The sequence below is a fragment of the Nocardioides sp. genome (assembly GCF_036493135.1).
GTDB lineage: Bacteria > Actinomycetota > Actinomycetes > Propionibacteriales > Nocardioidaceae > Nocardioides.
On sequence record NZ_DASXQG010000001.1, the window covers coordinates 55,471 to 76,342 of the forward strand.

The window sequence follows — 20,872 nt, forward strand, 5'->3', positions numbered from 1 at the left end:
GGACCGTTCGGACCCTCATCCGACCGGCTTACCCTGATGGGCATGAGCGACGTGCTGGAGCGGGGCGCGGAGGGCGAGAGCATCCGCGACGAGGACTGGTACGGCGCGGAGATCGGCGCGGTGCGCTTCGTCGACTGCGTGTTCGCCGACGTCGACCTCACCGAGGCGACCACGAGCGGTACGACGTTCGAGGGTTGCACGTTCCACACCTGTCGCTTCAACGCCTCGACCCACCGGGCGACGGCGTTCGTCGGCTGCGACTTCCGGCGGACCAGCTTCTTCACGGCCACGCTGGACGGGTGCAAGCTGACCGGCTCGGTGTTCTCCGAGTGCACGCTGCGGCCACTGACGGTCGTGGGTGGGGCGTGGGGGTCGGTGACCCTGCGCGGCGCGAGCCTGGCGGGAGTGGACCTCAGCGGGGTCGACCTGCGCGACGCCGACCTGTCGATGGCCGACCTGACGGGCGCCGTGCTGGGTCGTGCGCGGCTGGACGGGGCGACCGTGCGCGATGCCGACCTCACCCGGGCCGACCTGAGAAAGGCGTCTGTCGACCGGGTGGACCTGACCTCGGCGACGTTGAAGGAGACCAGGATCGACCTGCGGGCCGCGGTGATGCTCGCGGAGCTGCACGGGGCCGTGGTCGATCTTGAAGACTGAGGTCGTGCGCGGGTGGTTTCGAGACGGTCGCAGAGCGACCTCCTCAACCACCGACGAGCGTGCGCGTCATCGGGCCCGCCTCGCGCCGTACGTCGAGCCGCACCTGGCACGTCGTCGAGCCGGGGTGCCGCACCCGGTGCACGACTTCCTCTTCACCTACTACTCCTTCTCCCCCGCCAAGCTGCTCGACTGGCAGCCCGGGTGGCCGGAGTCTGGATCCGCGTCGTTGCTCGAGAAGCGGCGGCCGCTGGTCGCCTCGACCCTCGAGCTGTTGCGCGCGACGGCCGCACGGACTCCGACGTTCGCCTGCTTCGGCCTGCACGAGTGGGCGATGGTGCACGGGATCGACGAGACCCGACATCCGGTACCGCTCCGCCTGGGCGCCGCCGGGACCGACGAGGTCGTCGAGTCGCACCGCATCGCCTGCTCCCACTTCGACGCCTACCGCTTCTTCACGCCGTCCGCCGCTCCGCTCAACGAGCTCCGGCCCGGCCCCGGCGACCGGTCGGCGTACGAGCAGCCCGGTTGCCTGCACGCCACCATGGACCTCTACAAGCACGCCTTCCGGCTCTGGCCACTGGTCGGCTCGGACCTCGTGGCCGACTGTTTCGTGCTCGCGTGGGACGTGCGGACAGTCGACATGCGGGCCGCGCCGTACGACCTCGCCGACCTCGGCTTCTCCCCGATCCGGATCGAGACGCCGGCGGGGAAGCAGGAGTACGCCGCGCACCAGCGCACCTTCGCCGAACGCGCCACTCCTCTGCGCGAGCGGCTGATCACCGTGTGTGAGCAGCTGCCAGAACGTCCCTCCCGATAGTCCCCAGACCCTGCGCGCGACCTGACTACGGTTGTCGTATGGACGACCGGGTGCTCCAGAACTTCCTGGGTGAGGACGGCCGGTTGCGGGTCGTGCCGACGAAGCCGTGGAAGCTCATGGTGGTGCTCGACCACCTGGCGCAGAGGTTCGAGCCCGGCCGTCGCTACACCGAGGCCGAGGTCAACGAGCTGATCACGACCTTCCACCCGGACTACGCACTGTTCCGGCGGTACCTGGTCGACCACGGCTTCATGACCCGGGAGGAGAACCTCTACTGGCGTTCAGGAGGCACCTTCGAGGTCTGACGCCGCGCGGACTCACCACCCGGGTGGGTGGCGGTCGGCCCAGGGTGCCGCGGCCTCGACCTGGGCGGCGAGCGACAACAGCAGCTCCTCCTCGGCCGGCCGGGCCGCCAGCATCACTCCGACCGGCAGCGCGGACGGCGTCCGGTGCAGCGGCAGCGAGACGGCCGGCATGCCGGTCACGTTCCACGCCGAGGTCCAGGGGGTGAAGCGCTTCTGCGCCTCGAAGTCCGCGGCCGGGTCGTCGTCGTCGCGCAGCGCGCCGACCGGCAGAGGCGGTACGGCGAGCGTCGGCGTGAGCACCGCGTCGTACGGCGCCAGAGCGGTGAGGCAGTCGGCGGCATACCGGCGCATCGCGCCGAGCGCCAGCCCGAACTCCGGCCCGCTCACGGCCCGCCCCGACCCGGCCAGCCACCGGGTGAGCGGTCGCAGCAGCTCCTCCTGATCCGGCGCGACCGGCGACAGCGCCGTCAGCACCGCCCAGCAGATCTCGAACGTCGGCACCGCGTCGCGCGGCATCGGGACGGCGATGTCCTCGACCTCGTGACCGAGCGAGGCGAGCAAGGCAGACGCCGACTCCCACGCGGCCACGCACTCGGGGTCGACCACGACGTCGGCGATCACCGGCTCGATGAAGCGCGCGATCCGTAGGCGCCTCGGCTCCCGGTCGCAGGCCGACAGGAACGACGACGAGGGCGCCGGGGCCCACGACGGGTCGCCGGCACGCCGGCCGGCGAGTACGTCGAGGAGGGCGGCCGCGTCGCGAACGGTCCGGCCGAGCGACCCGCCGGTGGCGAGCCCGGTGATCTCGCCGTACATCGGCCAGCCGCTGATCCGGCCGCGCGTGGGTTTCAGCCCGACGAGGCCGCAGCACGAGGCAGGGATGCGGATCGAGCCGCCGCCGTCCGAGCCCTGGGCCACCGGCACGAGCCCCGCGGCCACCGCGGCCGCGGCACCGCCCGACGACCCACCGGCCATCCGGGTCGGGTCCCACGGCGTCACCGCCGGCGGCGCGACGTCGGACTCGGTGTAGCAGGGCGAGCCGAACTCGGGGGTGTTGGTCTTCCCGAGGCTGACCATCCCGGCGCCCTCGATCGACAGCGTGACGCCGTCGGAGGTGTCGGGCACGAAGTCGGCGTACGCCGCGGACCCGAACGTCGTGCGCACCCCGGCGGTCAGGTTCAGGTCCTTGATCGCGGTCGGTACGCCGTACAGCAGGCCCGCATCAGTCGGCGCCGGCAGCAGCGACCCGGCACGCTCCAGGGCACGCTCGGGCGTGCGTGTGACGAAGGCGCCGACCGCGTCCGCCCGCTCGAGGTAGTGGGCCGCGAGCTCCCGTGGCGACGTCTCGCCGCGACGTACGGCGTCACCCTGCTCCAGCGCGGTCAGGTCGTGGAGCTCGGTCACGCGACTGACGCTAGCCCGGCCGCCCGCCGGATAGTACGTATCAAACGGCTGGCGGCCGTTTGATACGTACTATCCGGGCACCCCGGCTCGGTGACGGCGCAGGCCGAAGGTGATCCCGTCGAGCAGCGCTTCCCACGACGCCTCGATCACGTTGTGGCCGACGCCGACGGTGACCCACGACGACTCCCCGTCGGAGGTCTCGATCAGCACGCGAGTGATCGCGTCGGTGCCGTGGCCACCGGGCAGGGAGGGGTCGAGGATCCGCACCTTGTAGTCGATCAGCTCGAACTTGGCGACCTCGGGGAACGCCCGCACCAGCGCCTGCCGCAACGCTTGGTCGAGCGCGTTGACCGGCCCGTTGCCCTCGCCGGTCTCGACGTACCGCACCCCCTCGGCGACCACCTTCACGGTCGCCTCGGAGACGGCCTCGTCACCCGGCCGCGCGTGCGTGAGCGTCTCGGTGATCACCCGCCACGACTCGACGGTGAGGTACGACGGGCGCCGGCCGTCGGCCTCCTCGGCCAGCAGCAGCTCGAACGACGCGTCCGCGGCCTCGAACGTGTAACCGCGAGCCTCCATCTCCTTGACCCGCGAGGTCACCCGGTCGACGAGGTCGCGGTCGCCCGACAGGTCGTAGCCGAGCTCGCGACCCTTCAGCTCGATCGACGCGCGCCCGGCCATGTCGCTGACCAGCAGCCGCATGTCGTTGCCGACGCCGACCGGGTCCATGTGCTGGTAGAGGGCGGGATCGACCTTGATCGCGCTCGCGTGCAGCCCGGCCTTGTGCGCGAAGGCGGAGCCCCCGACGTACGGCTGGCGCGACGCCGGCGGCACGTTGGTGACCTCGGCGACGGCGTGGGCGATGCGCGTGGCCTCACCGAGGAGACCGTCGGGAAGGACCGACCGGTCGAGCTTGAGCTCGAGGTTGGCCACCACCGCGACCAGGTCGGCGTTGCCGGTGCGCTCGCCGTACCCGTTGATCGTGCCCTGCACATGGGTCGCCCCCGCCTGGACCGCGGCCAGGGTGTTGGCGACCGCACACCCGGTGTCGTTGTGGCAGTGGATCCCGACCCGGCCGGACGTCGTCCCCACCACGTCGTGCACGACATCGGCCACCCAGCCGGGCAGCATCCCGCCGTTGGTGTCGCACAGGGCCACGACCTCCGCGCCGGCGTCGTACGCCGTGCGCAGCACCTCGAGCGCGTAGTCGCGATCCGCGCGATAGCCGTCGAAGAAGTGCTCCGCGTCGAGGAACACCTGCTGCCCCTCGGCGACCAGGTGGCCGACCGTGTCCCGGACCATCTCGAGGTTCTCCGCCAGCGTCGTGCGCAGCGCGAGCTCCACGTGCCGTGGGTGTGACTTCGCGACCAGTGTCACCACCGACGCGCCGCTGTCCCGCAGCGCCCCGACCAGCGGGTCGTCCGCCGCGCGCACACCCGCCCGCCGAGTCGCGCCGAACGCCGTCAGCCGGGCGTGACGCAGAGTGAGCTCGTCGCGCGCCCGCGCGAAGAACTCGGTGTCCTTCGGGCTCGCGCCCGGCCAACCCCCCTCGATGAACCCGACCCCGAGCTCGTCGAGCTGGCGGGCGATGGTCAGCTTGTCGGCGACGGAGAGGTTCAGGCCCTCCTGCTGCGCGCCGTCGCGCAGGGTCGTGTCGTAGACGTGGAAGTCGCCCTGCAGGTCCATCGCGTGCCGTCCTGGTCGTCGTACCGGTCGTGTCGGGGAAACAAAAAGACCCCCCGTCGGGACGAGAGGTCTGCGCGTCGGAAAGTCCCCGACGCGCTACGTGATGATGATGGTGGTGCTCACGAGGACCATGCTGGCACGAGGCGGGATCCCCGGCCGGCGGATCTCACGATCCGGCCGACCGGGGTTCGGAGGATCAGGTGCAGTACTGGAAGGTCAGGTCGGAGATCCCGATGAACGGCGTGCCGTCCACCGTGCCGTCCTGGCCGTAGACGAAGACGATCTGGGTCAGCGGGCCGGTGAACGTCAGGTCGACGTTCGAGGCGTTGCTGGAGCCGTCCGCGGGGCTGTCCGTGTTGACCGCGCGGTACGGGTTGGCAGCCGTGCCGGCGCCCTTCACGTTGCTGTGCGTCGTGCCGATCCACGAGCCCGGGCTGACGATCCAGACGAGGTCCTCGTACGCCCGGTTCCATCGGCTGCTCGAGGAGTCGACGTCGAGGAACGAGAACGAGACGTTGCGCACGGGCTGGCTGAACGTGATCGTCACGGTCTGCGACGTGTTGTTCACGCCGTTCTGGTCGTAGAAGCGCATCACCTTGGACGTGCCGCCGGTGGTCGTGCTGGTGACGCCTCCGTTGTTCGCCGCGGTGTCGGCGCCGCTGGTGGTCACCCTGACGGTGACGCCGGTGTTACCGGTCGTCACGAGGACCTTGCCGGTCTGGTCACCGTTGGCGAAGCTGTCCCAGCTCAGGACGCCACCCTTGCAGGTGCTCGATGTGGCAGCGGCCGCGGGCGCGGCCATGGCCAGAGCCACGACCGGGACGCTCCAGGCAGCGCCGCGCGCCACGGCACGACGGCCGACAGTCGGCGTCGTGGGCTTGTCGTCGACATGCGACGTCATAGGAAATTCCCCCCGGAATCAACGAGTGCTCTCCCCCCGCAGAAGAGCGCCGGGCGTGGTGCCCGGCAGAAGGAACGGTAATGAACGGCGAGGCAGCCTGTATGCGAGACACGAACACTGACCAGGCAAAATCACGTGGTCCGAACGGACTATGAGCCCTGGGGCTCAACGGCCTATCAGCGGTGGTCTCCCGAACGGCGACCAGCCGCTGTCGGGGGAGGCCTGGTGGCCCAGGAAACCCGCGAGAGAAACGAGCACCACCGTGAGTACCGCCCAGCGTCCGGTACGTCGCGCGATCGCGTGCGCGACCACGCGCACCGGCCAGCGGACGTGGGAGGCGCCCGGCCCGAGCCACAGACCGGCTGCCACGCAGAGTCCGGCGACGAAGAGCGTGGCCGCGGTCGAGGCGCCGGCCGCGTAGCACAGCAGGGCCCCGGCGACCCCGATGCCGAGCGCCCAGATCGCGAGCAGCAGCGCGCCCGGGACGGCGGCGAGGAGATACCACGGCGCCGTGAGGGGCGCAAGCAGTACGTCGTACCACCGGGCGCCGCGAAGCCGACGACGATCGCCGTGCGCGGTGACGGTCATCGTGCACGTGCGCAGGAGCCACGAGCCACCCAGCACGAGCGCCAGGCCCCAATAGGGCCACGCGGCGGTCGCGGCGCCGACGACCAGGGCGAGCGCGACCACCACGACTCCGCGCCGGAGGACGATCGCGGTGCTCGCGCGGGCAGGGGACGGCTCGAGGTCGACCGGCAGATCGTCCGGATCTGCGCCGGCGGGACCGTCCGCGGCCCACGGCCGGTCCGCCGGGAGGTGGAGGGTCCGCGCCGGTTGGGCGTACGCCGGGTCGCGGGTCTGGTCGTAGGGCTCATCCGCCCCCGCCACCGGGGTCTGGCGTGAGACGGCGGTCGGGGCAGCGGCCTCGTCCTGGGCGGCCAGCGCGAGCGGCAGGGTGAACGGGTCGTCCATGAGCGGGCCGCCGGCCGGCCGCGCGGGCGGGACGTCGCCGCCCAGTCGCGCGATGATCTCGCGGATCGCGATTCGCCTCGCCGGGTCGGGGTCGAGGGCGGCCGAGACCACGGCCCGCAGGTCATCGGGCAACCCGCCGAGGTCGTGCTCGCCGCGGCGTACGCGGTCCATGATCGCCATCGACGGTCCACGACCGAAGGGCGGATGACCCGTGCCGGCGAACGCCACCGTCGCCGCCCAGGAGTGCACGTCCGACGCGGTGGTCGCGTCGTCGCCGTACAGGATCTCGGGCGCGAGATAGCCCGGGGTGCCGAGCAGCCAGCCGGTGTGGGTGAGCTTGGGGTCGTCGGCGACGCGGGCCAGGCCGAAGTCGATCAGGATCGGGGTGCGGCCCTCGAGGAGCACGTTGGAGGGCTTGACGTCGCGGTGCAGGACACCGACGGCGTGCACGCTGGCGACTCCCTCGGCCAGGCAGCGCGCGAACCAGGCCAGGTCGGACCCGGTGATGGGTCCCTCGAGCGGCACGTGGTCGTGCAGGCTCAGCCCGGGGACGTAGCGGGTCGCGACGTACGGCGTGGGCCCCCACGGGTCGGCATCCACGATCTCGGCGATCCACCGGCTGCGGATGCGCTCGAGGGAGCTCACCTCACGGGCCAGTCGTCGGCGCGCCTCGTCGTCGCCCACGATGTGGGGGCGAAGGACCTTCAGCGCGACCCGGGGACCGTCTCCCTTCCGAGCCAGGTGGACGACACCCATCCCGCCCTCACCGAGGCGGGCGAGAAGGGTGTACTCCCCGACCGTGCGCGCGGGAGAGGGCTGGACGGACACGCCCTCACGGTACCGGCCGGGGGCGACCCGGCAGGTCAGCCGCAGCTCCGGTCGCGGCGAATCCTGGCGTCAGCAGATGCGGCGCATCCAGCCGAAGGTGTCGTCGGCGCGGCCGTACTGGACGTCGACGAGCGCCTGGCGGATCTTCATCGTGACCTCGCCGGCCTCAGCGACCTCGGGGGTCTCGCCGCCGTCCCACTTCAGCGAGCCGACGGGGGTGACGACGGCCGCGGTGCCGCACGCGAACACCTCGCTGATCTCGCCGCCGGCGATGCCGTCGCGCCACTCGTCGATGGAGATCTTCCGCTCCTCGACCTGGTGACCCATCTTCCCGGCGAGCTCGATGATGCTGCCGCGGGTGATGCCCTCGAGGATCGAGCCGAGCTGCGGGGTCACGATCCGGCCGTCGGCGTAGACGAAGTACATGTTCATGCCGCCGAGCTCCTCGACGTACCGGAAGTCCTGGTCGTCGAGGAAGACGACCTGGTCGCAGCCGTGCGCCGTGGCCTCCTGCTGTGCGACGAGGGACGACGCGTAGTTACCGCCGGTCTTGGCTGCGCCCATGCCGCCACGGCCGGCGCGGGTGTAGTCGGTGGTGAGCCACAGCGTCACCGGCATCGGGCCGCGCTTGAAGTAGGCGCCGGCCGGGCTGGCGATCACCATGAACGTGACGTGCTCGGCGGGCCGGACGCCCAGGAACCGGTCGGTGGCGATCATGAACGGACGCAGGTAGAGGCTCCTCTCGCCCGCGGCGTCGGGCACCCAGCGCTGGTCGACGCGGACCAGCTCCTCGACCGCCTGCACGAAGTCGCCCGGCGGGAGCTCGGGGAGGGCGAGGCGCCGGCTGGAGCGCACCATCCGCTCGGCGTTCGCCTCAGGGCGGAACGCCCAGATGCTGCCGTCGTCGTGACGGTAGGCCTTCAGCCCCTCGAAGATCTCCTGGGCGTAGTGGAACACCGCGGTCGCCGGGTCGAGCGTGAGTGGCCCGTACGGCGTGATCTCGGGCTGGTGCCAACCCTCAGCGGGGTTCCACCGCACCGTGAACATGTGGTCGGTGAAGTACGCCCCGAAGCCGGGGTTCGCCAGGATCTCCGCCAGGTGGTCGTCGGCGACCGGCTCGTTGGTGAGGGTGGTGCTGATCTCCATACGACGCACGTTAGTCCACCTCTCGTCAGTCTCGGTCTTGAGTCACAGGAGCCACAGGAACCACCGCCGACGCGGTGATTCCGGACAGCGTCCGGCCTCAGGTGAGCCGGCCCGCGATCGCGTCGCCGATCTCCGGAGTACGAAGGGCGCGCTCCGGGTTGCGCGCCGCTACGTCCTGGGTCACCGCCCTCTCGACGCGGGCTGCTTGCTCGCGGTAGCCCAGATGGTCCAGCAGGAGACCGGCGGAGAGGATCGCCGCGGTCGGGTCGGCGACGCCCTGCCCGGCGATGTCGGGCGCGGAGCCGTGCACGGGCTCGAACATCGAGGGGGTCGTGCGCTCGGGGTTGATGTTGCCCGAGGCGGCCAGGCCGATGCCGCCGGTCACGGCGGCGGCGAGGTCGGTGAGGATGTCGCCGAACAGGTTGTCGGTGACCACGACGTCGAACCGCGCCGGGTCGGTGGTCAGGAAGATCGTGGCCGCGTCGACATGGAGGTAGTCGACGCTCACGTCGGGGAACTCGGAGCCGACCTCGGCCACGACGCGCGACCAGAGTGCGCCGGCGTGGACCAGCACGTTCGTCTTGTGCACGAGCGTCAGCTTCCTGCGCGGCCGCCGGGACGCGCGGGTGAACGCGTCGCGGACCACGCGCTCCACGCCGTACGCCGTGTTCAGGCTGACCTCGGTCGCCACCTCGGCCGGCGTGTCCGCCCGGAGGCGTCCGCCGTTGCCGGTGTAGGGGCCCTCGGTGCCTTCCCGCACGACGACGAAGTCGACCTCGCCGGGGTCGGTCAGCGGCGACGGGACACCGGGGTAGATCCGGGACGGACGCAGGTTGACGTAGTGGTCGAACTCGAACCGGAGCCTGAGCAGCAGCCCACGCTCGAGGATGCCCGGGGGGAGCCGGGGATCCCCCGGCCTGCCCCCGACCGCGCCGAGCAGGATCGCGTCCTGGCCGCGGATCTCGTCGAGCACGGAGTCCGGCAGCACCTCTCCGGTGGCGAGGTAGCGCTCGGCTCCGAGGTCGTAGCGGGTCTGCTCGATCTTCACCGGGGCCGCCGCCTCGAGGACCTTGAGCGCCTCGGCGGTCACCTCGGGCCCGATGCCGTCGCCACCGATCACGGCCACCCGGATCGAGGTGGTCGTGGAGCGAGGCATCGAGTCGGACGTCATGGGCGTGAGGCTAGTGCTCGTCGACGAGCACTAGTTGTCGTCCGGACGCTGACCGCCGTTGTCCCGTAGGTCGAGCGAGGCCTGCAGGGCCTCGTTGCTGTACGGGTTCTCGGGCTGGTGATTGGCGGGACCCCACGTGTCGGGGTACATGTCGTACACGGAACTGCTCCTCGTCTTCATCGGTTCATCTGTTCATCGGTGGTGATGGTGGACGACGAGCCGCCGCGTGGCGGAGCCGGCGCATCCGGTCGTGGGTCTCACGAACGAGATCAAGAGCTCGGGATCGCGGATCGCGCGAGAAGAGAGGTCTTGTGCGGATCCGCCGCGGAGCGGCTCGTCGGGTGGATCTGACAGGACCTGGGGCGCAAACGCCGAACACCGCGGCGAGTCGGTCCCGTCTGTCAGGACCCGCCGCGGCGCTCGATAAGTACGAACACGCTCCGCATGATGTGACCACGGTACGACGAGCGCTCGCCCAACGCAGCCGGATGACCGGAGCCGCTCACCATGCGAGACGGGTATTCCGGGATGAGAGACTCGGTGACGTGAGGATCGACCGATGAGCGCGCCCCCGGAGCTGCCCGAGATCGTCACCCGCGCCTTCGACGTGTCCCGTCGTGCCGGTTACGTCTCCTTCTGCCGCAACGAGACGGGGCGCCTGCTCGCCGCCCTCGCCGCCACGCGCGCCGGGACGATGGCGGAGTTCGGCACGGGCTGCGGCGTGGGAACCGCCTGGCTGCGGTCCGGCGTACGCGGCCAGGACACCCGCATCCTCACCGCCGAGCTCGACGCCGACCTGGCCGAGGCCGCGGCTGAGATCTTCGCGGACGACGACCAGGTCGAGGTGCTGGCCGCCGACTGGTCGACGATGCTCGACCGTGGCCCGTTCTCGCTGCTGTTCCTCGACTCCGGGAAGCCCTCCGCGTCGGGCCCCGACAAGGTCGTCGAGCTGATGGACGCCGGTGGCATCGTGGTGCTCGACGACTTCACGCCGTGCAGCTCATGGCCGCCGATCTTCGACGGCCGGGTCGACACGCTGCGCGAGGAGTGGCTCAGCGACGACCGGTTCGCCGCGGTCGAGGTGCTCGTGGCACCCGACACCTCCGCCGTGATCGCCACCCGGCGCTAGACGTCCCGCACGAACGACGAAGGCCCCGGACCGCGGCCTTCGCCATCGTGAGGTGTCAGTGACCGAGGGACTCCAGGCCCTCCTCCTCGGGGACGACGACCTCGTCGATCATGTACTGGATGGTCTTGGTCGGCAGCGCGACCGCGATCGCCCAGTAGTAGATGGCCAGTGCGAAGACCGCGCTCAACACCTGGGCCCAGAGGACGGGAGCCAGACCGGTGGTCCCGCCGATCACGTGCCCCGGATTGGTGCGACCACTGAACGTGGAGAAGAAGGTGATGGCTCCGACCCCGACCAGGTACACCGGCAGCCAGCCCGCCGCCTTGAGGTTCAGCACCTCGGGCCGCATCTCGCGGTTGAAGATCAGCAGGCAACCGATCAGGACGAGGATCCCGAGCTTCCAGTTGGTCTCCCAGCCGGACCACATGATGATCCAGGTCGAGACCACGAACGCAGCCGGCGAGAACACCTCGCCCAGCGGCAGACGGTACGGCCGCTCCTGGTCGGGCAGACGCTTGCGGAAGGCGCCGAACGCGAGCGGAGCGCCGGCATACATCAGCACGGAGGCACTCGTGATCAGTCCCACCAGGGACTGCCAGCTCGGGAACGGCAGGAAACAGATGATCCCCGCGAGGAACGAGACCAGCACCCCGACCCACGGGACGCGCGCGCTGGTAAGCCGGCCGAACACCGAGTGGAAGTAGTCGTTGCGGGCCAGGCCGTAGGACACCCGCGCACCCGCCGCCGTGTAGATCAGCCCGGTGCCGAGCGGTGAGATCACGGCGTCGATGTAGAGGACCGTCGCGAGCCAACCGAGGCTCACCAGCGCCGCGAGCTGCGCCCACGGACCCGAGAACGTCGAGTAGAGGCCGTGGACTGCGGGGTTCGCCGCCCCGTTCGCCAGCTGCGCCGGCAGGCACCCGGCGACGTCGTTCGGGTTGCCGTCACACCACTTCGCGCCGATGGAGCTGGCGGGAAGTGCCAGCAGGAACACCAGCTGCAGCAGGATGTAGATGATCAGGCCGAGCACGATCGAGCCGATCACCGCGATCGGGATGTCGCGCTTGGGGTTCTTCGACTCGCCCGCCAGCTGGTCGGCCTGCTCGAAGCCGAGGTAGGCGAAGATGATGCCGCTCAACGGGATCGCCAGCAGGATGCCCTTGACTCCGTAGGGGTTGAAGCCGTCTGCGGCGTGGAAGTTGGACCCGTGCATGCCGCCGCTGGCGAAGAGCGCGACCACCAGGATCGTGCCCAGGGGCACGCCGACCTTCCACCACGTGAGCACGGTGTTGGTGTTGGCGAGCGCCTTGACGCCGAGGTAGTTGACCGACGCGAGCAGCGCCATCAGGAGGATGGCGACGACGAGCCCGGTGTGGGTGAGGGTCTCGTCGGGGTGGAGCCAGCCGCTGGCCCAGCTGTAGTGGGTCGCGTAGAGGATCGCGGCGGACACCTCGATCGGCGCGACCGTCACGGCCTGGATCCAGGAGAACCAGCCGAACCCCGCTCCGGCGATGCCGCCGTACGCGTAGTGGGGGAATCGAGCCGAGCCTCCCGAGAGCGGGAACATGGCGCCGAGCTCGGCATGGACGAGCGCGAGGATCAGGATGCAGAGGCCGCCGATCACCCACGAGATCAACACCGCGGGTCCGGCGTTGAACAGGCCCTTCTGTGCTCCGAACAGCCACCCCGACCCGATGATCGAACCCATCGACGCCCAGAGCAGACCGATCAGACCGATGTCACGCGCGAGCTCGACATTCGACTTGCCGCCGCTGCTGGTACCAGAGTCACTGGTCACATCCACCGACATGAGCTGGACCTCTCTCGAGAGGCTCCCCCGACTGGCCTCCGCCAGAGCCTCGACGAGATTAGTCCTAGAGGACTTCTATGCGGCAGCTCCGTTCGCTGGGCGAGTCGTCACTGCGGCCGGTGCGACGATGAGAGGCGGCAGCAGGGCCTGGCTGAGCGGGCCGATCGAGACGGCGTACAGGATGGTGCCGATGCCGGCGACGCCACCGAGCAGCAGCCCGATCGCCACGACGGTCAGCTCCATCAGGGTCCGGACCAGGCGGATCGAGCGTCCGGTACGCCGCGCCAGGCCGGTCATCAGCCCGTCCCGCGGGCCGCGTCCGAACTGCGCGCCGATGTACGCCGCGGTGGCCAGGCCCTGCAGGGCGATGCCGGTCACCAGGAAGCCCGCGCGCACCCCGATCACGTGGGGGGTCGGCAGCGCCACCAGGAAGAGGTCCGTCGAGACGCCGATCACGATCGCGTTCGAGATCGTGCCGAGCCCGGGCATCTCGCGCAGCGGGATCCAGACGAGCATCACCACGAAGCTGACGATCACCAGTGCCTGGCCGATGTCGATCGGGAAGTGGTGGGTGAGTCCGGAGTGGAGCACGTCCCACGGGGCCAGACCGAGGTGGCCACGCACCATCAGCGCGATCGAGAACCCGTAGAGCAGCAGGCCCGCGTACAGCTGGACCAGGCGCCTGCTCAGCCGACCGGTGCGCAGCTGCGCGATCGGGCCGAGGTCGCTCAGCACGATGGGGGTGGGTGGTGCCACGGTGGTCACGGATCCAGGGTGGCCCACGATTGGACTACTTCTCAATAGCCAATTGTGAGACAGTGGACTGCATGACGGGATCCATTGCCGCTGCCCGGCTCGCCTCGCTGGCAGGCGACTTCGACCGGCAACCGGCATACGCCGGCCTCGCCGACGAGCTGCGCATGCTGATCGGTGACGGGCGCGTCGACACCGACCTCCGGCTCCCGAGCGAGCGCGACCTGAGCGTTGCGCTCGGCGTCTCGCGCACCACCGTCAGCCGGGCCTACGCCTCGCTGGTCGAGAGCGGGTTCGCGGTGGCCCGGCAGGGATCGGGCACCTACACGCGCGTCCCCGGCGGTCGACGTCAGGCACTCGACCGGACCCTCACGCCCCACATCGGCAACGACGACGTCGTCGACCTGAGCTGTGCGGCACCCTCCGCACCGCCCGGCATCGCCGCGGCGTACGCCGACGCCGTGCAAGACCTGCCGCTCTACCTCGGTGGGCACGGCTACTTCCCGACCGGCCTGCCCGCGCTCCAGGAGGCGGTCGCCGAGACGTACGACGCGCGCGGTCTGACCACCGAGCCGGAGCAGATCCTGGTCGTCCCCGGCGCCCTGTCGGCGCTGATGATCGTCGCCCAGGCACTGGTCGGTCCGCGGGAGCGTGTGCTCGTGGAGTCGCCGGGCTACCCGAACGCCCACGCTGCCCTCCGCCGGGCCGGTGCCCGGCACGTCGCGGTGCCGATGGACGTCGACGGCTGGGACCTCGACGCGGTCGGTCGGGTGGTGCGCGACGCGCGACCGCGGCTGGCCTACCTGATCCCCGACTTCCAGAACCCCACCGGCAACCTGATGAGCAACGCCGAGCGCGAGCAGTACGCCGCGATCCTGCGGCGGGCGGGGACGGTCGCGGTCGTCGACGAGTCACACGCCCAGCTGCGGCTCGACGGACGGCCGATGCCGCGACCGTTCGCGTCGTACGCGCCGGAGACGACGATCACCCTGGGCAGTGCGAGCAAGAGCCTGTGGGGCGGGCTCCGGGTCGGCTGGATCCGCTGTCCCGCCGACGTCACCGAGCGCCTCGTCGGGGCGCGGGTGGCGCTCGACCTCGGCTCGCCGGTCTACGAGCAGCTGGTCACGGCGCGGCTGCTCGAACGGCGCGAGGAGCATTGGACGAACCACCGCGCCCGGCTACGGGTCCAGCGAGACGCCCTCGCCGCGGAGATCTCGGAGAGGCTGCCGGACTGGAGGTTCCGGCTCCCCCGGGGCGGGCTCTCGCTGTGGTGCGAGCTGCCTCCGTCGGCCCGGCGCGGAGGCGCGGCCGCCCTCGCGACCGAGGCCGAGCGCCAGGGCGTGATGGTCTCACCCGGGCCGGTCTTCGGCATCGACGGCGGGTTCGACTCGTTCGTACGGATCCCCTTCACCCGCCCCGAGGACGAGCTCCGCGACGCGGTCGACCGCCTCGCCGCGGCCTGGGTCGCGGTCAGAAGTGGGCCCACCCGCAGCGACGGAGGCCGGTCCCGCGTGATGGTCGCCTGAGACGTCAAGCGGCGCGGCGCGGCGTCACGCGAGGTCGACGGCGCGCAGCGTGGTGGCGTCGATCGCCTGCTCGATCTCCGCGAGCGCCTCGGCCGGGATCGCCGAGTCGACCGACAGCGCGACGAGAGCGTGCCCGCCCTTGCTGTCGCGCGAGACCTGCATGCCGGCGATGTTCACCGAGCTGTCGCCGAGGATCCGGCCGACCGTGCCGACCATGCCCGGACGGTCGGTATAGGTGAAGAAGGCCAGGTGGTCGGTGGGCTCGAGGTCGACCGGGAAGTCGTTGACCGACACCAGCCGCTCGCGCTGGCCGATGCCGACCAGGGTGCCGCCGACCGAGACCTGCGAGCCGTCGGCCAGGGTGCCGCGGATCGTGATCAGGTTGCGGTGGTCGGGGCTCTCGTTCTCGGCCACCAGGCGTACCGCGGTCCCGCGCTCGGCCGCGAGCAGTGGCGCGTTGACGTAGGTGACGGGGTCCTCGACGACATCGGTGAACACGCCCTTGAGCGCGGCGAGCTCGAGCACCTTCACGTCGTACTCGGTGATCTCGCCGCGTACCTCGACGTCGATCTGCTGGGCGACCTCGCCGGCGAGCGCGGTGAAGATGCGGCCGAGCTTCTCGGTGAGCGGAATGCCCGGGCGGACCTCCTCGGCGATCACGCCGCCCTGGACGTTGACCGCGTCGGGCACCAGCTCGCCGGACAGCGCGAGCCGAACAGACCGCGCGACCGCGATGCCGGCCTTCTCCTGGGCCTCGTCGGTCGAGGCGCCCAGGTGGGGCGTCGCGACGACGTTCTCCAGCTCGAAGAGGGGACTGTCGGCGCACGGCTCCTTGGCGTAGACGTCGACGCCGGCGGCCGCGATCCGGCCCTCCTTGAGCGCGGCGTACAGCGCAGCCTCGTCGACGATGCCGCCACGCGCGGCGTTCACCAGGACCATCGACGGCTTGGTCCGGGCCAGCTCGTCGGTGCCGATCAGGCCCACGGTCTCGGGAGTCTTCGGCAGGTGGACGCTGATGAAGTCCGACTCCGCCAGCAGGGTGTCGAGGTCGACCAGCCGCACGCCCATCTGGGCGGCCCGGCCGGCCTGAACGTAGGGGTCGTAGGCGATCACGTCCATCCCGAACGCCGCCAGGCGCTGCGCGACCAGGACGCCGATGCGTCCGAGTCCGACGATGCCGACGGTCTTCTCGTAGAGCTCGATGCCGGTGAACTTCGACCGTTTCCACTCGCCGTTGCGCAGCGACGCATGGGCAGGGCTGATGTGTCGGGCGGCAGCGAGCAGCAGGCCGATCGCGAGCTCGGCGGCGCTGACGATGTTGGAGGTGGGCGCGTTGACCACCATCACGCCGGTCTGGGTGGCGGCCCGGACGTCGACGTTGTCGAGGCCGACCCCGGCACGGGCCACGACCTTCAGGCGCGTGGCCGCGGCCAGGGCCTCGGCGTCGACCTTGGTGGCGGAACGGACCAGGATCGCGTCCACGTCGGTGATCGCAGACAGCAGCTCGGCGCGGTCGGCGCCGTTGCAGTGCCGGATCTCGAAGTCGGGCCCGAGAGCCTCCACGGTGGCGGGGCTGAGCTCCTCGGCGATGAGTACGACGGGATTGCTCACAGCAGCGATGTCCTCAGGGTGAGAGGTCTGGGATGGGCGGAGTCCGAACGGCTCCCGCACGACGCTGTGCCCGTTCGACTCTACCGGACTGGTAGCACCGTCCCGAGGCTGTCCGGATGGAGTGGCGGCGTGTCCGCGTCGCCGCCGCCCTGGAGACACCGACGCCGAGTCGCCATCTGACGACTCGGCGTTCCGGTCAGGCGAAGAGTGCCTGGCCGACGTACTCCCCCGGTTGCGTCCCGGCCGGTACGGCGAAGACCGCGGAGCTGGTGAACCGGAGGTACTCCATCATCGCGTCGTGGCTCGCCATCCTGGTCTGCAGCGGGATGAAGTGGGTCCGCGGGTCGCGCACGTAGGCGATGAAGAACAGGCCGGCGTCGAGACCGCCGAGCGGGTTGGAGCCGTCGACGAAGTTGTAGCCGCGACGCAGCATCCGGACGCCCTCGTTGCGCTCGGGGCTGACGACCGAGACGTGGGAGTCGAGCGGGATCAGTGGCCCGTTCGAGCCCTTCATGGCCAGGTCGAGCGGGGTGAACTCGGAGCCGCCCGACAGCGGCGCGCCCGTTCCCTTGGTCCGGCCGACCACCTCCTCCTGCGGTTGCAGACCCTGCCGGTCCCAGGTCTCGATGTGCATGTTGATGCGCCGCGCGACCAGGTAGGAGCCGCCGGTGAGCCAGGCCTGGTCGTCGTCCGGCCCCACCCAGACGTACGTCGACAGATCGGCGGTCTGCTCGGCCTTGACGTTGAGCGTGCCGTCCTTGAACCCGAACAGGTTGCGTGGGGTCGACTGCGAGGTCGAGGTGGTCGACGTACGTCCGAAGCCGAGCTGCGACCAGCGCACGGCGACCGTGCCGAAGCCGATGCGGGCGAGGTTGCGGATCGCGTGCACGGCCACCTGCGGGTCCTCGGAGCAGGCCTGGACGCAGAGGTCGCCGCGCGACTTCGCCGGGTCGAGCTGGTCGCCCGGGAAGTGAGGCAGGTCGCGCAGGGCCTCGGGCTGTCGGTCGGCGAGCCCGAACCGATCACGCCCGTGCTCGTCGCGGAAGATCCCCGGCCCGAAGCCGAACGTCAGCGTGAGCCCACCCGGGGGCAGCCCGATGGCCTCGCCCGTGTCGTCCGGGGGGACCAGCGGGGCACCCTCGGTCGGGCCGACCGGCCCCGCCGGGAGGCCCTGGGTCATCCGGGCGGCCGCGGTCGTCCAGGCCTCGAGCAGCGACACCAGCTGGGCACGCGAGCGCGTCGTGACGTCGAACGCCGCGAAGTGGAGGCGGTCCTGGGCCGGGGTGACGATGCCGGCCTGGTGCTCACCCCGGAACGGGTACGTCGCAGCGGAGCCGGTCGCCGTGGTGGCGTCCGACTCCGCCCGGTCGTCGCCGTACCAGGCACCGCCGGCGAAGCCGGCCGCGACGCCGGCGACCCCGACGGTGCCGCCGATCAGGCCGCGTCGGGAGACGTTGTGCTCGGGGATGGATCGCTCCTTCTCGTCAGGTGGGTCAGGGCAGCACGGCCGCGGTCAGGTGGGACAACGGCTCCGAGAGGGCGTTGACCGCGTCTGCGAGCCGCTTGACCTCGGCCCTGCTGAGCTCGGTGTAGAGCACGTAGCCGTTGCCGGACTCGTGCCTGGCCAGCAGCCGGTCGATCTCGGCGAACCGATGGGTGAGCGTCTTCGCCAGGGCGGGGTCGCGCTCCTCGAGGATCGGCTTGACGTCCTCGAAGGCCACCCGGGCACCCTTCACGTTCGCCGCGAAGTCCCAGAGATCGGTGTGCGACCAGTACTCCTCTTCTCCGGTGACCTTCCCGGTCGCGACCTCCTCCATCAGGCCCGAGGAGCCGTTGGCGATCTGGTCGGTGGTGAAGGTGATGGAGCGGATCCGGTCGCGGACGGTGGTGACGTTCGTGAGCAGGTCGTCGCCGTAGAAATGTCGCTGCCTGATGCTCAACGGCGTGTAGTTCTTGGCGCGCTGGGGCCAGAGGTCCTTCTCGATCCGGTGCCAGCCGGTCCACTTCTGACCCGGCATCAGGTCGGCCTCGCGGGCGTCGGTCTTCGGGTCCAGGTCGCCGAACGACTCGGCAACGGTCTCGATCGACTCCCAGTGGAAGCGAGCCTGCGGGTACAACGTGCGGACGAGGTCGTCGTTCCCCTGCTCGTACGCCGTCACGAAGCGCTTGGTCTGGGCGACCAGCAGGTCGGCTTGGTGCTGGACCCAGACCCGGTACTGGTTCTGCGCGCGACTGATCAGGACGGCGTCCGCCGACGGTGCCGTTGAGCCACCCGCGGGCTTGGTCACGGTGAAGTCGGCCCGGATGCCCTGGCCGGCCATGCCGGGGCGGCACGAAGTCTGGTAGCTGCCCTCGTCGGCGGTCACGATCAGCTTCCCCTGCAGGCCCGGGCCGATGTTCTCGACCTCGCCGACGATCCGCTTGCCGTCGGCGGAGTAGAGGTAGAACTCGGTCACCTTCGACCCGCCGTTGACGACGTTGAAGGTCAGGTTGCCGGCGGGGGCGGACTCGGCGGACACGTCGCAGCTGCTGTCGGACGACGTGACCGAGATCGGGCCGCCCGCACCGCCCACGATGCCCGAGTCGCTCGTGTTCGAAATGCAGGCGGCAAGGAGGGGCACGGTGACCAGGGCGGCCACGGGCAGGACGAAGCGCATCGGGTTCTCTTTCGTTCGGTGCGGGTCGGTCGGTTCGATGTGGGGCGTGAGGTCAGGCGGGCTGCTTGTCACGCGACGCGACCGCAGTCGAGGCCTGCGGCCGGCCGCGACGACGTACGCCGCGGAGGAAGAAGGTCATCGTCACGACGAGGTACACCGTCCAGACGGTCGCCTGCAGCACCGTCGTCTGGGGGGAGAAGTTGAAGACGCCCTTGAGCACCGCGCCGTACCAGCTGCCCTCGTCGATGGTCCCCGAGACGTCGAACGCCAGGTTGTTCAGGCCGGGGAGGATGCCGGCCTCCTGGAGGTCGTGGAACCCGTAGCCCAGCACGCCGGCGGCCACGACGATCAGGAAGGCACCGGTCCAGGTGAAGAACTTCGCGAGGTTGATCTTCACGGCACCGCGGTACAGCAGGTAGCCGAGCAGGACCGCGGTCGCGAGGCCCAGCAGCGCGCCCGTGATCGGCTGCCACGCCGGGACCGTCGAGACGGTGTGCGCACCCGTGGCCGTCTGGGTCGCCGCCCAGAGGAACAGCGCGGTCTCGAGACCCTCCCGGCCCACGGCGAGCATCGCCACGATCACCAGGGACCAGCGGCCGCCGTCGGCGGCCCGGTCGATCTGCCCGCGGAGCTCACCGCTCAGGCTGCGGGCGGCGCGAGCCATCCAGAAGATCATCCAGGTCACGAACGCCACCGCGACGATCGACAGCGTGCCGCCGATCGCCTCCTGCGCCTGGAAGGTCAGCCCGCGCGGGCCGTAGGTGAGCAGCGCACCGAACCCGAGGCTGACCAGGATCGCGAGCGCCACACCACCCCAGATGCGGGGCAGCAGGTGACGACGGTCGGACTTCACCAGGTAGGCCACCAGGATCGTCACCACGAGCGACGCCTCGAGCCCCTCACGGAGTCCGATCAGGTAGTTGCCCAACATGGGCGACACTGTACGACAACGACTTAGGTTTGCCTAACCTATCTCTGAAGTCGTGTCCAACCGTCGCCCGTCGGCGTACTTTCCCCACCTGCGTGACAGCCTCAGGCCTTAGGGTTATCTTGGGGTTATACACCGATCTCGAGGAGCCGACATGTCACCGAAGATCAACGTCTACCTGCCCGACGACCTGGCCACGGAGGTCAAGGCGTCCGGCATCCCGGTCTCAGCGGTGTGCCAGCAGGCCTTGGCCGACGCCGTGGCCCAGGCGCAGACCGGTCTCCTGGCGCCCGTGGGGGACGGGACGGACGACCTGTCACGCAACTTCACCAAGCGGGCGTACGGCGTGCTGGCCGATGCGGCGAAGTCCGCCGAGACCGCCGGCGAGAAGGCCACCGCCGTGCACGTGGTGGCGACCGTGGTCGAGTCCAACGGTCTCGCGGTCACCGTCCTCTCCGCGGCCGACATCGTTCCCGAGGACGTCGTCGACGAGCTGCGTGGCCGGGCCAAGGACGGCGGCCGGGCGGACGCACTGGAGACGGTGGCGGAACGCGCGGTCGAGCAGGCCCGG

19 protein-coding genes are annotated in these 20,872 nt (G+C 70.6%); 6 read left to right on the plus strand and 13 right to left on the minus strand.

Annotated features, from left to right (window positions below; all coding sequences use genetic code 11):
• Positions 1–42 precede the first annotated feature (42 nt).
• The 3 genes from VGJ24_RS00325 to VGJ24_RS00335 are packed head-to-tail and all read left to right on the plus strand — an operon-like array spanning position 43 to position 1,779.
• Positions 43–657 (plus strand): pentapeptide repeat-containing protein, encoded by a 615-nt coding sequence (locus VGJ24_RS00325; protein ID WP_331498432.1) that lies wholly within the window; start codon positions 43–45, stop codon positions 655–657.
• A 4-nt stretch (positions 658–661) separates the two neighbouring features.
• On the plus strand, positions 662–1,474 hold the full coding sequence (locus tag VGJ24_RS00330) for a 3-methyladenine DNA glycosylase (RefSeq protein ID WP_331498433.1): 813 nt from the start codon (positions 662–664) through the stop codon (positions 1,472–1,474).
• Between the two features lie 38 nt (positions 1,475–1,512).
• Positions 1,513–1,779 carry a DUF2087 domain-containing protein gene (locus VGJ24_RS00335; RefSeq protein WP_331498434.1) on the plus strand — a complete coding sequence of 89 codons (267 nt, stop codon included), beginning with the start codon at positions 1,513–1,515 and terminating at the stop codon, positions 1,777–1,779.
• 12 nt (positions 1,780–1,791) lie between these two features.
• On the opposite strand, the gene VGJ24_RS00340 is transcribed toward VGJ24_RS00335, so the two are convergent.
• The 7 genes from VGJ24_RS00340 to VGJ24_RS00370 all read right to left on the minus strand — a co-directional run bounded on the left by VGJ24_RS00340 (position 1,792) and on the right by VGJ24_RS00370 (position 10,046).
• Positions 1,792–3,183 carry an amidase gene (locus VGJ24_RS00340; protein WP_331498435.1) on the minus strand — a complete coding sequence of 464 codons (1,392 nt, stop codon included), beginning with the start codon at positions 3,181–3,183 and terminating at the stop codon, positions 1,792–1,794.
• Between the two features lie 69 nt (positions 3,184–3,252).
• Positions 3,253–4,869, minus strand: a complete 1,617-nt coding sequence (cimA, locus tag VGJ24_RS00345; RefSeq protein ID WP_331498436.1) for a citramalate synthase — start codon at positions 4,867–4,869, stop codon at positions 3,253–3,255.
• 196 nt (positions 4,870–5,065) lie between these two features.
• Positions 5,066–5,770, minus strand: a complete 705-nt coding sequence (locus VGJ24_RS00350; protein WP_331498437.1) for a hypothetical protein — start codon at positions 5,768–5,770, stop codon at positions 5,066–5,068.
• 165 nt (positions 5,771–5,935) lie between these two features.
• On the minus strand, positions 5,936–7,570 hold the full coding sequence (locus VGJ24_RS00355) for a protein kinase domain-containing protein (RefSeq protein ID WP_331498438.1): 1,635 nt from the start codon (positions 7,568–7,570) through the stop codon (positions 5,936–5,938).
• A 69-nt stretch (positions 7,571–7,639) separates the two neighbouring features.
• Positions 7,640–8,716 carry a branched-chain amino acid aminotransferase gene (locus VGJ24_RS00360; RefSeq protein WP_331498439.1) on the minus strand — a complete coding sequence of 359 codons (1,077 nt, stop codon included), beginning with the start codon at positions 8,714–8,716 and terminating at the stop codon, positions 7,640–7,642.
• A 97-nt stretch (positions 8,717–8,813) separates the two neighbouring features.
• Positions 8,814–9,887: a 3-isopropylmalate dehydrogenase gene (locus VGJ24_RS00365; RefSeq protein WP_331498440.1), complete on the minus strand. Its 1,074-nt coding sequence runs from the start codon at positions 9,885–9,887 to the stop codon at positions 8,814–8,816.
• A gap of 30 nt (positions 9,888–9,917) precedes the next feature.
• Complete coding sequence (locus tag VGJ24_RS00370) at positions 9,918–10,046, minus strand: hypothetical protein (protein WP_331498441.1); 129 nt, start codon at positions 10,044–10,046, stop codon at positions 9,918–9,920.
• A gap of 400 nt (positions 10,047–10,446) precedes the next feature.
• On the opposite strand from VGJ24_RS00370, the gene VGJ24_RS00375 reads away from it, so the two are divergent.
• Complete coding sequence (locus tag VGJ24_RS00375) at positions 10,447–11,016, plus strand: class I SAM-dependent methyltransferase (protein WP_331498442.1); 570 nt, start codon at positions 10,447–10,449, stop codon at positions 11,014–11,016.
• Between the two features lie 55 nt (positions 11,017–11,071).
• On the opposite strand, the gene VGJ24_RS00380 is transcribed toward VGJ24_RS00375, so the two are convergent.
• Together VGJ24_RS00380 and VGJ24_RS00385 are read right to left on the minus strand one after the other, a co-directional pair.
• Complete coding sequence (locus tag VGJ24_RS00380) at positions 11,072–12,826, minus strand: APC family permease (protein WP_331498443.1); 1,755 nt, start codon at positions 12,824–12,826, stop codon at positions 11,072–11,074.
• Between the two features lie 75 nt (positions 12,827–12,901).
• A complete protein-coding gene (locus VGJ24_RS00385) occupies positions 12,902–13,591 on the minus strand; it encodes a hypothetical protein (protein WP_331498444.1) in 690 nt (229 codons plus the stop codon).
• A 62-nt stretch (positions 13,592–13,653) separates the two neighbouring features.
• On the opposite strand from VGJ24_RS00385, the gene VGJ24_RS00390 reads away from it, so the two are divergent.
• Positions 13,654–15,105, plus strand: coding sequence for a PLP-dependent aminotransferase family protein (locus VGJ24_RS00390; RefSeq protein WP_331498445.1), 1,452 nt, complete (start codon positions 13,654–13,656; stop codon positions 15,103–15,105).
• A 24-nt stretch (positions 15,106–15,129) separates the two neighbouring features.
• Here the strand turns inward: VGJ24_RS00390 and serA are convergent, their stop codons facing one another.
• The 4 genes from serA to efeU all read right to left on the minus strand — a co-directional run bounded on the left by serA (position 15,130) and on the right by efeU (position 20,304).
• Entirely contained in the window at positions 15,130–16,716 is a 1,587-nt protein-coding gene (gene serA / locus VGJ24_RS00395) for a phosphoglycerate dehydrogenase (protein ID WP_331498446.1), read from the minus strand.
• 196 nt (positions 16,717–16,912) lie between these two features.
• On the minus strand, positions 16,913–18,184 hold the full coding sequence (efeB, locus tag VGJ24_RS00400) for an iron uptake transporter deferrochelatase/peroxidase subunit (protein WP_331498455.1): 1,272 nt from the start codon (positions 18,182–18,184) through the stop codon (positions 16,913–16,915).
• A gap of 25 nt (positions 18,185–18,209) precedes the next feature.
• Complete coding sequence (efeO, locus tag VGJ24_RS00405; RefSeq protein WP_331498447.1) at positions 18,210–19,373, minus strand: iron uptake system protein EfeO; 1,164 nt, start codon at positions 19,371–19,373, stop codon at positions 18,210–18,212.
• Positions 19,374–19,425: 52 nt separating this feature from the next.
• Positions 19,426–20,304, minus strand: coding sequence for an iron uptake transporter permease EfeU (gene efeU, locus VGJ24_RS00410; protein WP_331498448.1), 879 nt, complete (start codon positions 20,302–20,304; stop codon positions 19,426–19,428).
• Positions 20,305–20,455: 151 nt separating this feature from the next.
• Between efeU and VGJ24_RS00415 the strand changes: the two genes are divergently transcribed.
• Positions 20,456–20,872 (plus strand): type II toxin-antitoxin system CcdA family antitoxin (locus tag VGJ24_RS00415; protein WP_331498449.1); only part of this gene is annotated, 417 nt, incomplete at its 3' end.

Bases quoted from the DNA above. Each gene is read 5' to 3' on its own strand.
- VGJ24_RS00350 (WP_331498437.1), bottom strand. From the start codon at position 5,770: ATGACGTCGCATGTCGACGACAAGCCCACGACGCCGACTGTCGGCCGT.
- VGJ24_RS00375 (WP_331498442.1), top strand. From the start codon at position 10,447: ATGAGCGCGCCCCCGGAGCTGCCCGAGATCGTCACCCGCGCCTTCGAC.
- VGJ24_RS00335 (WP_331498434.1), top strand. From the start codon at position 1,513: ATGGACGACCGGGTGCTCCAGAACTTCCTGGGTGAGGACGGCCGGTTG.
- VGJ24_RS00380 (WP_331498443.1), bottom strand. From the start codon at position 12,826: ATGTCGGTGGATGTGACCAGTGACTCTGGTACCAGCAGCGGCGGCAAG.
- efeU (WP_331498448.1), bottom strand. From the start codon at position 20,304: ATGTTGGGCAACTACCTGATCGGACTCCGTGAGGGGCTCGAGGCGTCG.
- VGJ24_RS00325 (WP_331498432.1), top strand. From the start codon at position 43: ATGAGCGACGTGCTGGAGCGGGGCGCGGAGGGCGAGAGCATCCGCGAC.
- cimA (WP_331498436.1), bottom strand. From the start codon at position 4,869: ATGGACCTGCAGGGCGACTTCCACGTCTACGACACGACCCTGCGCGAC.
- VGJ24_RS00365 (WP_331498440.1), bottom strand. From the start codon at position 9,887: ATGACGTCCGACTCGATGCCTCGCTCCACGACCACCTCGATCCGGGTG.
- efeO (WP_331498447.1), bottom strand. From the start codon at position 19,373: ATGCGCTTCGTCCTGCCCGTGGCCGCCCTGGTCACCGTGCCCCTCCTT.
- VGJ24_RS00390 (WP_331498445.1), top strand. From the start codon at position 13,654: ATGACGGGATCCATTGCCGCTGCCCGGCTCGCCTCGCTGGCAGGCGAC.
- VGJ24_RS00360 (WP_331498439.1), bottom strand. From the start codon at position 8,716: ATGGAGATCAGCACCACCCTCACCAACGAGCCGGTCGCCGACGACCAC.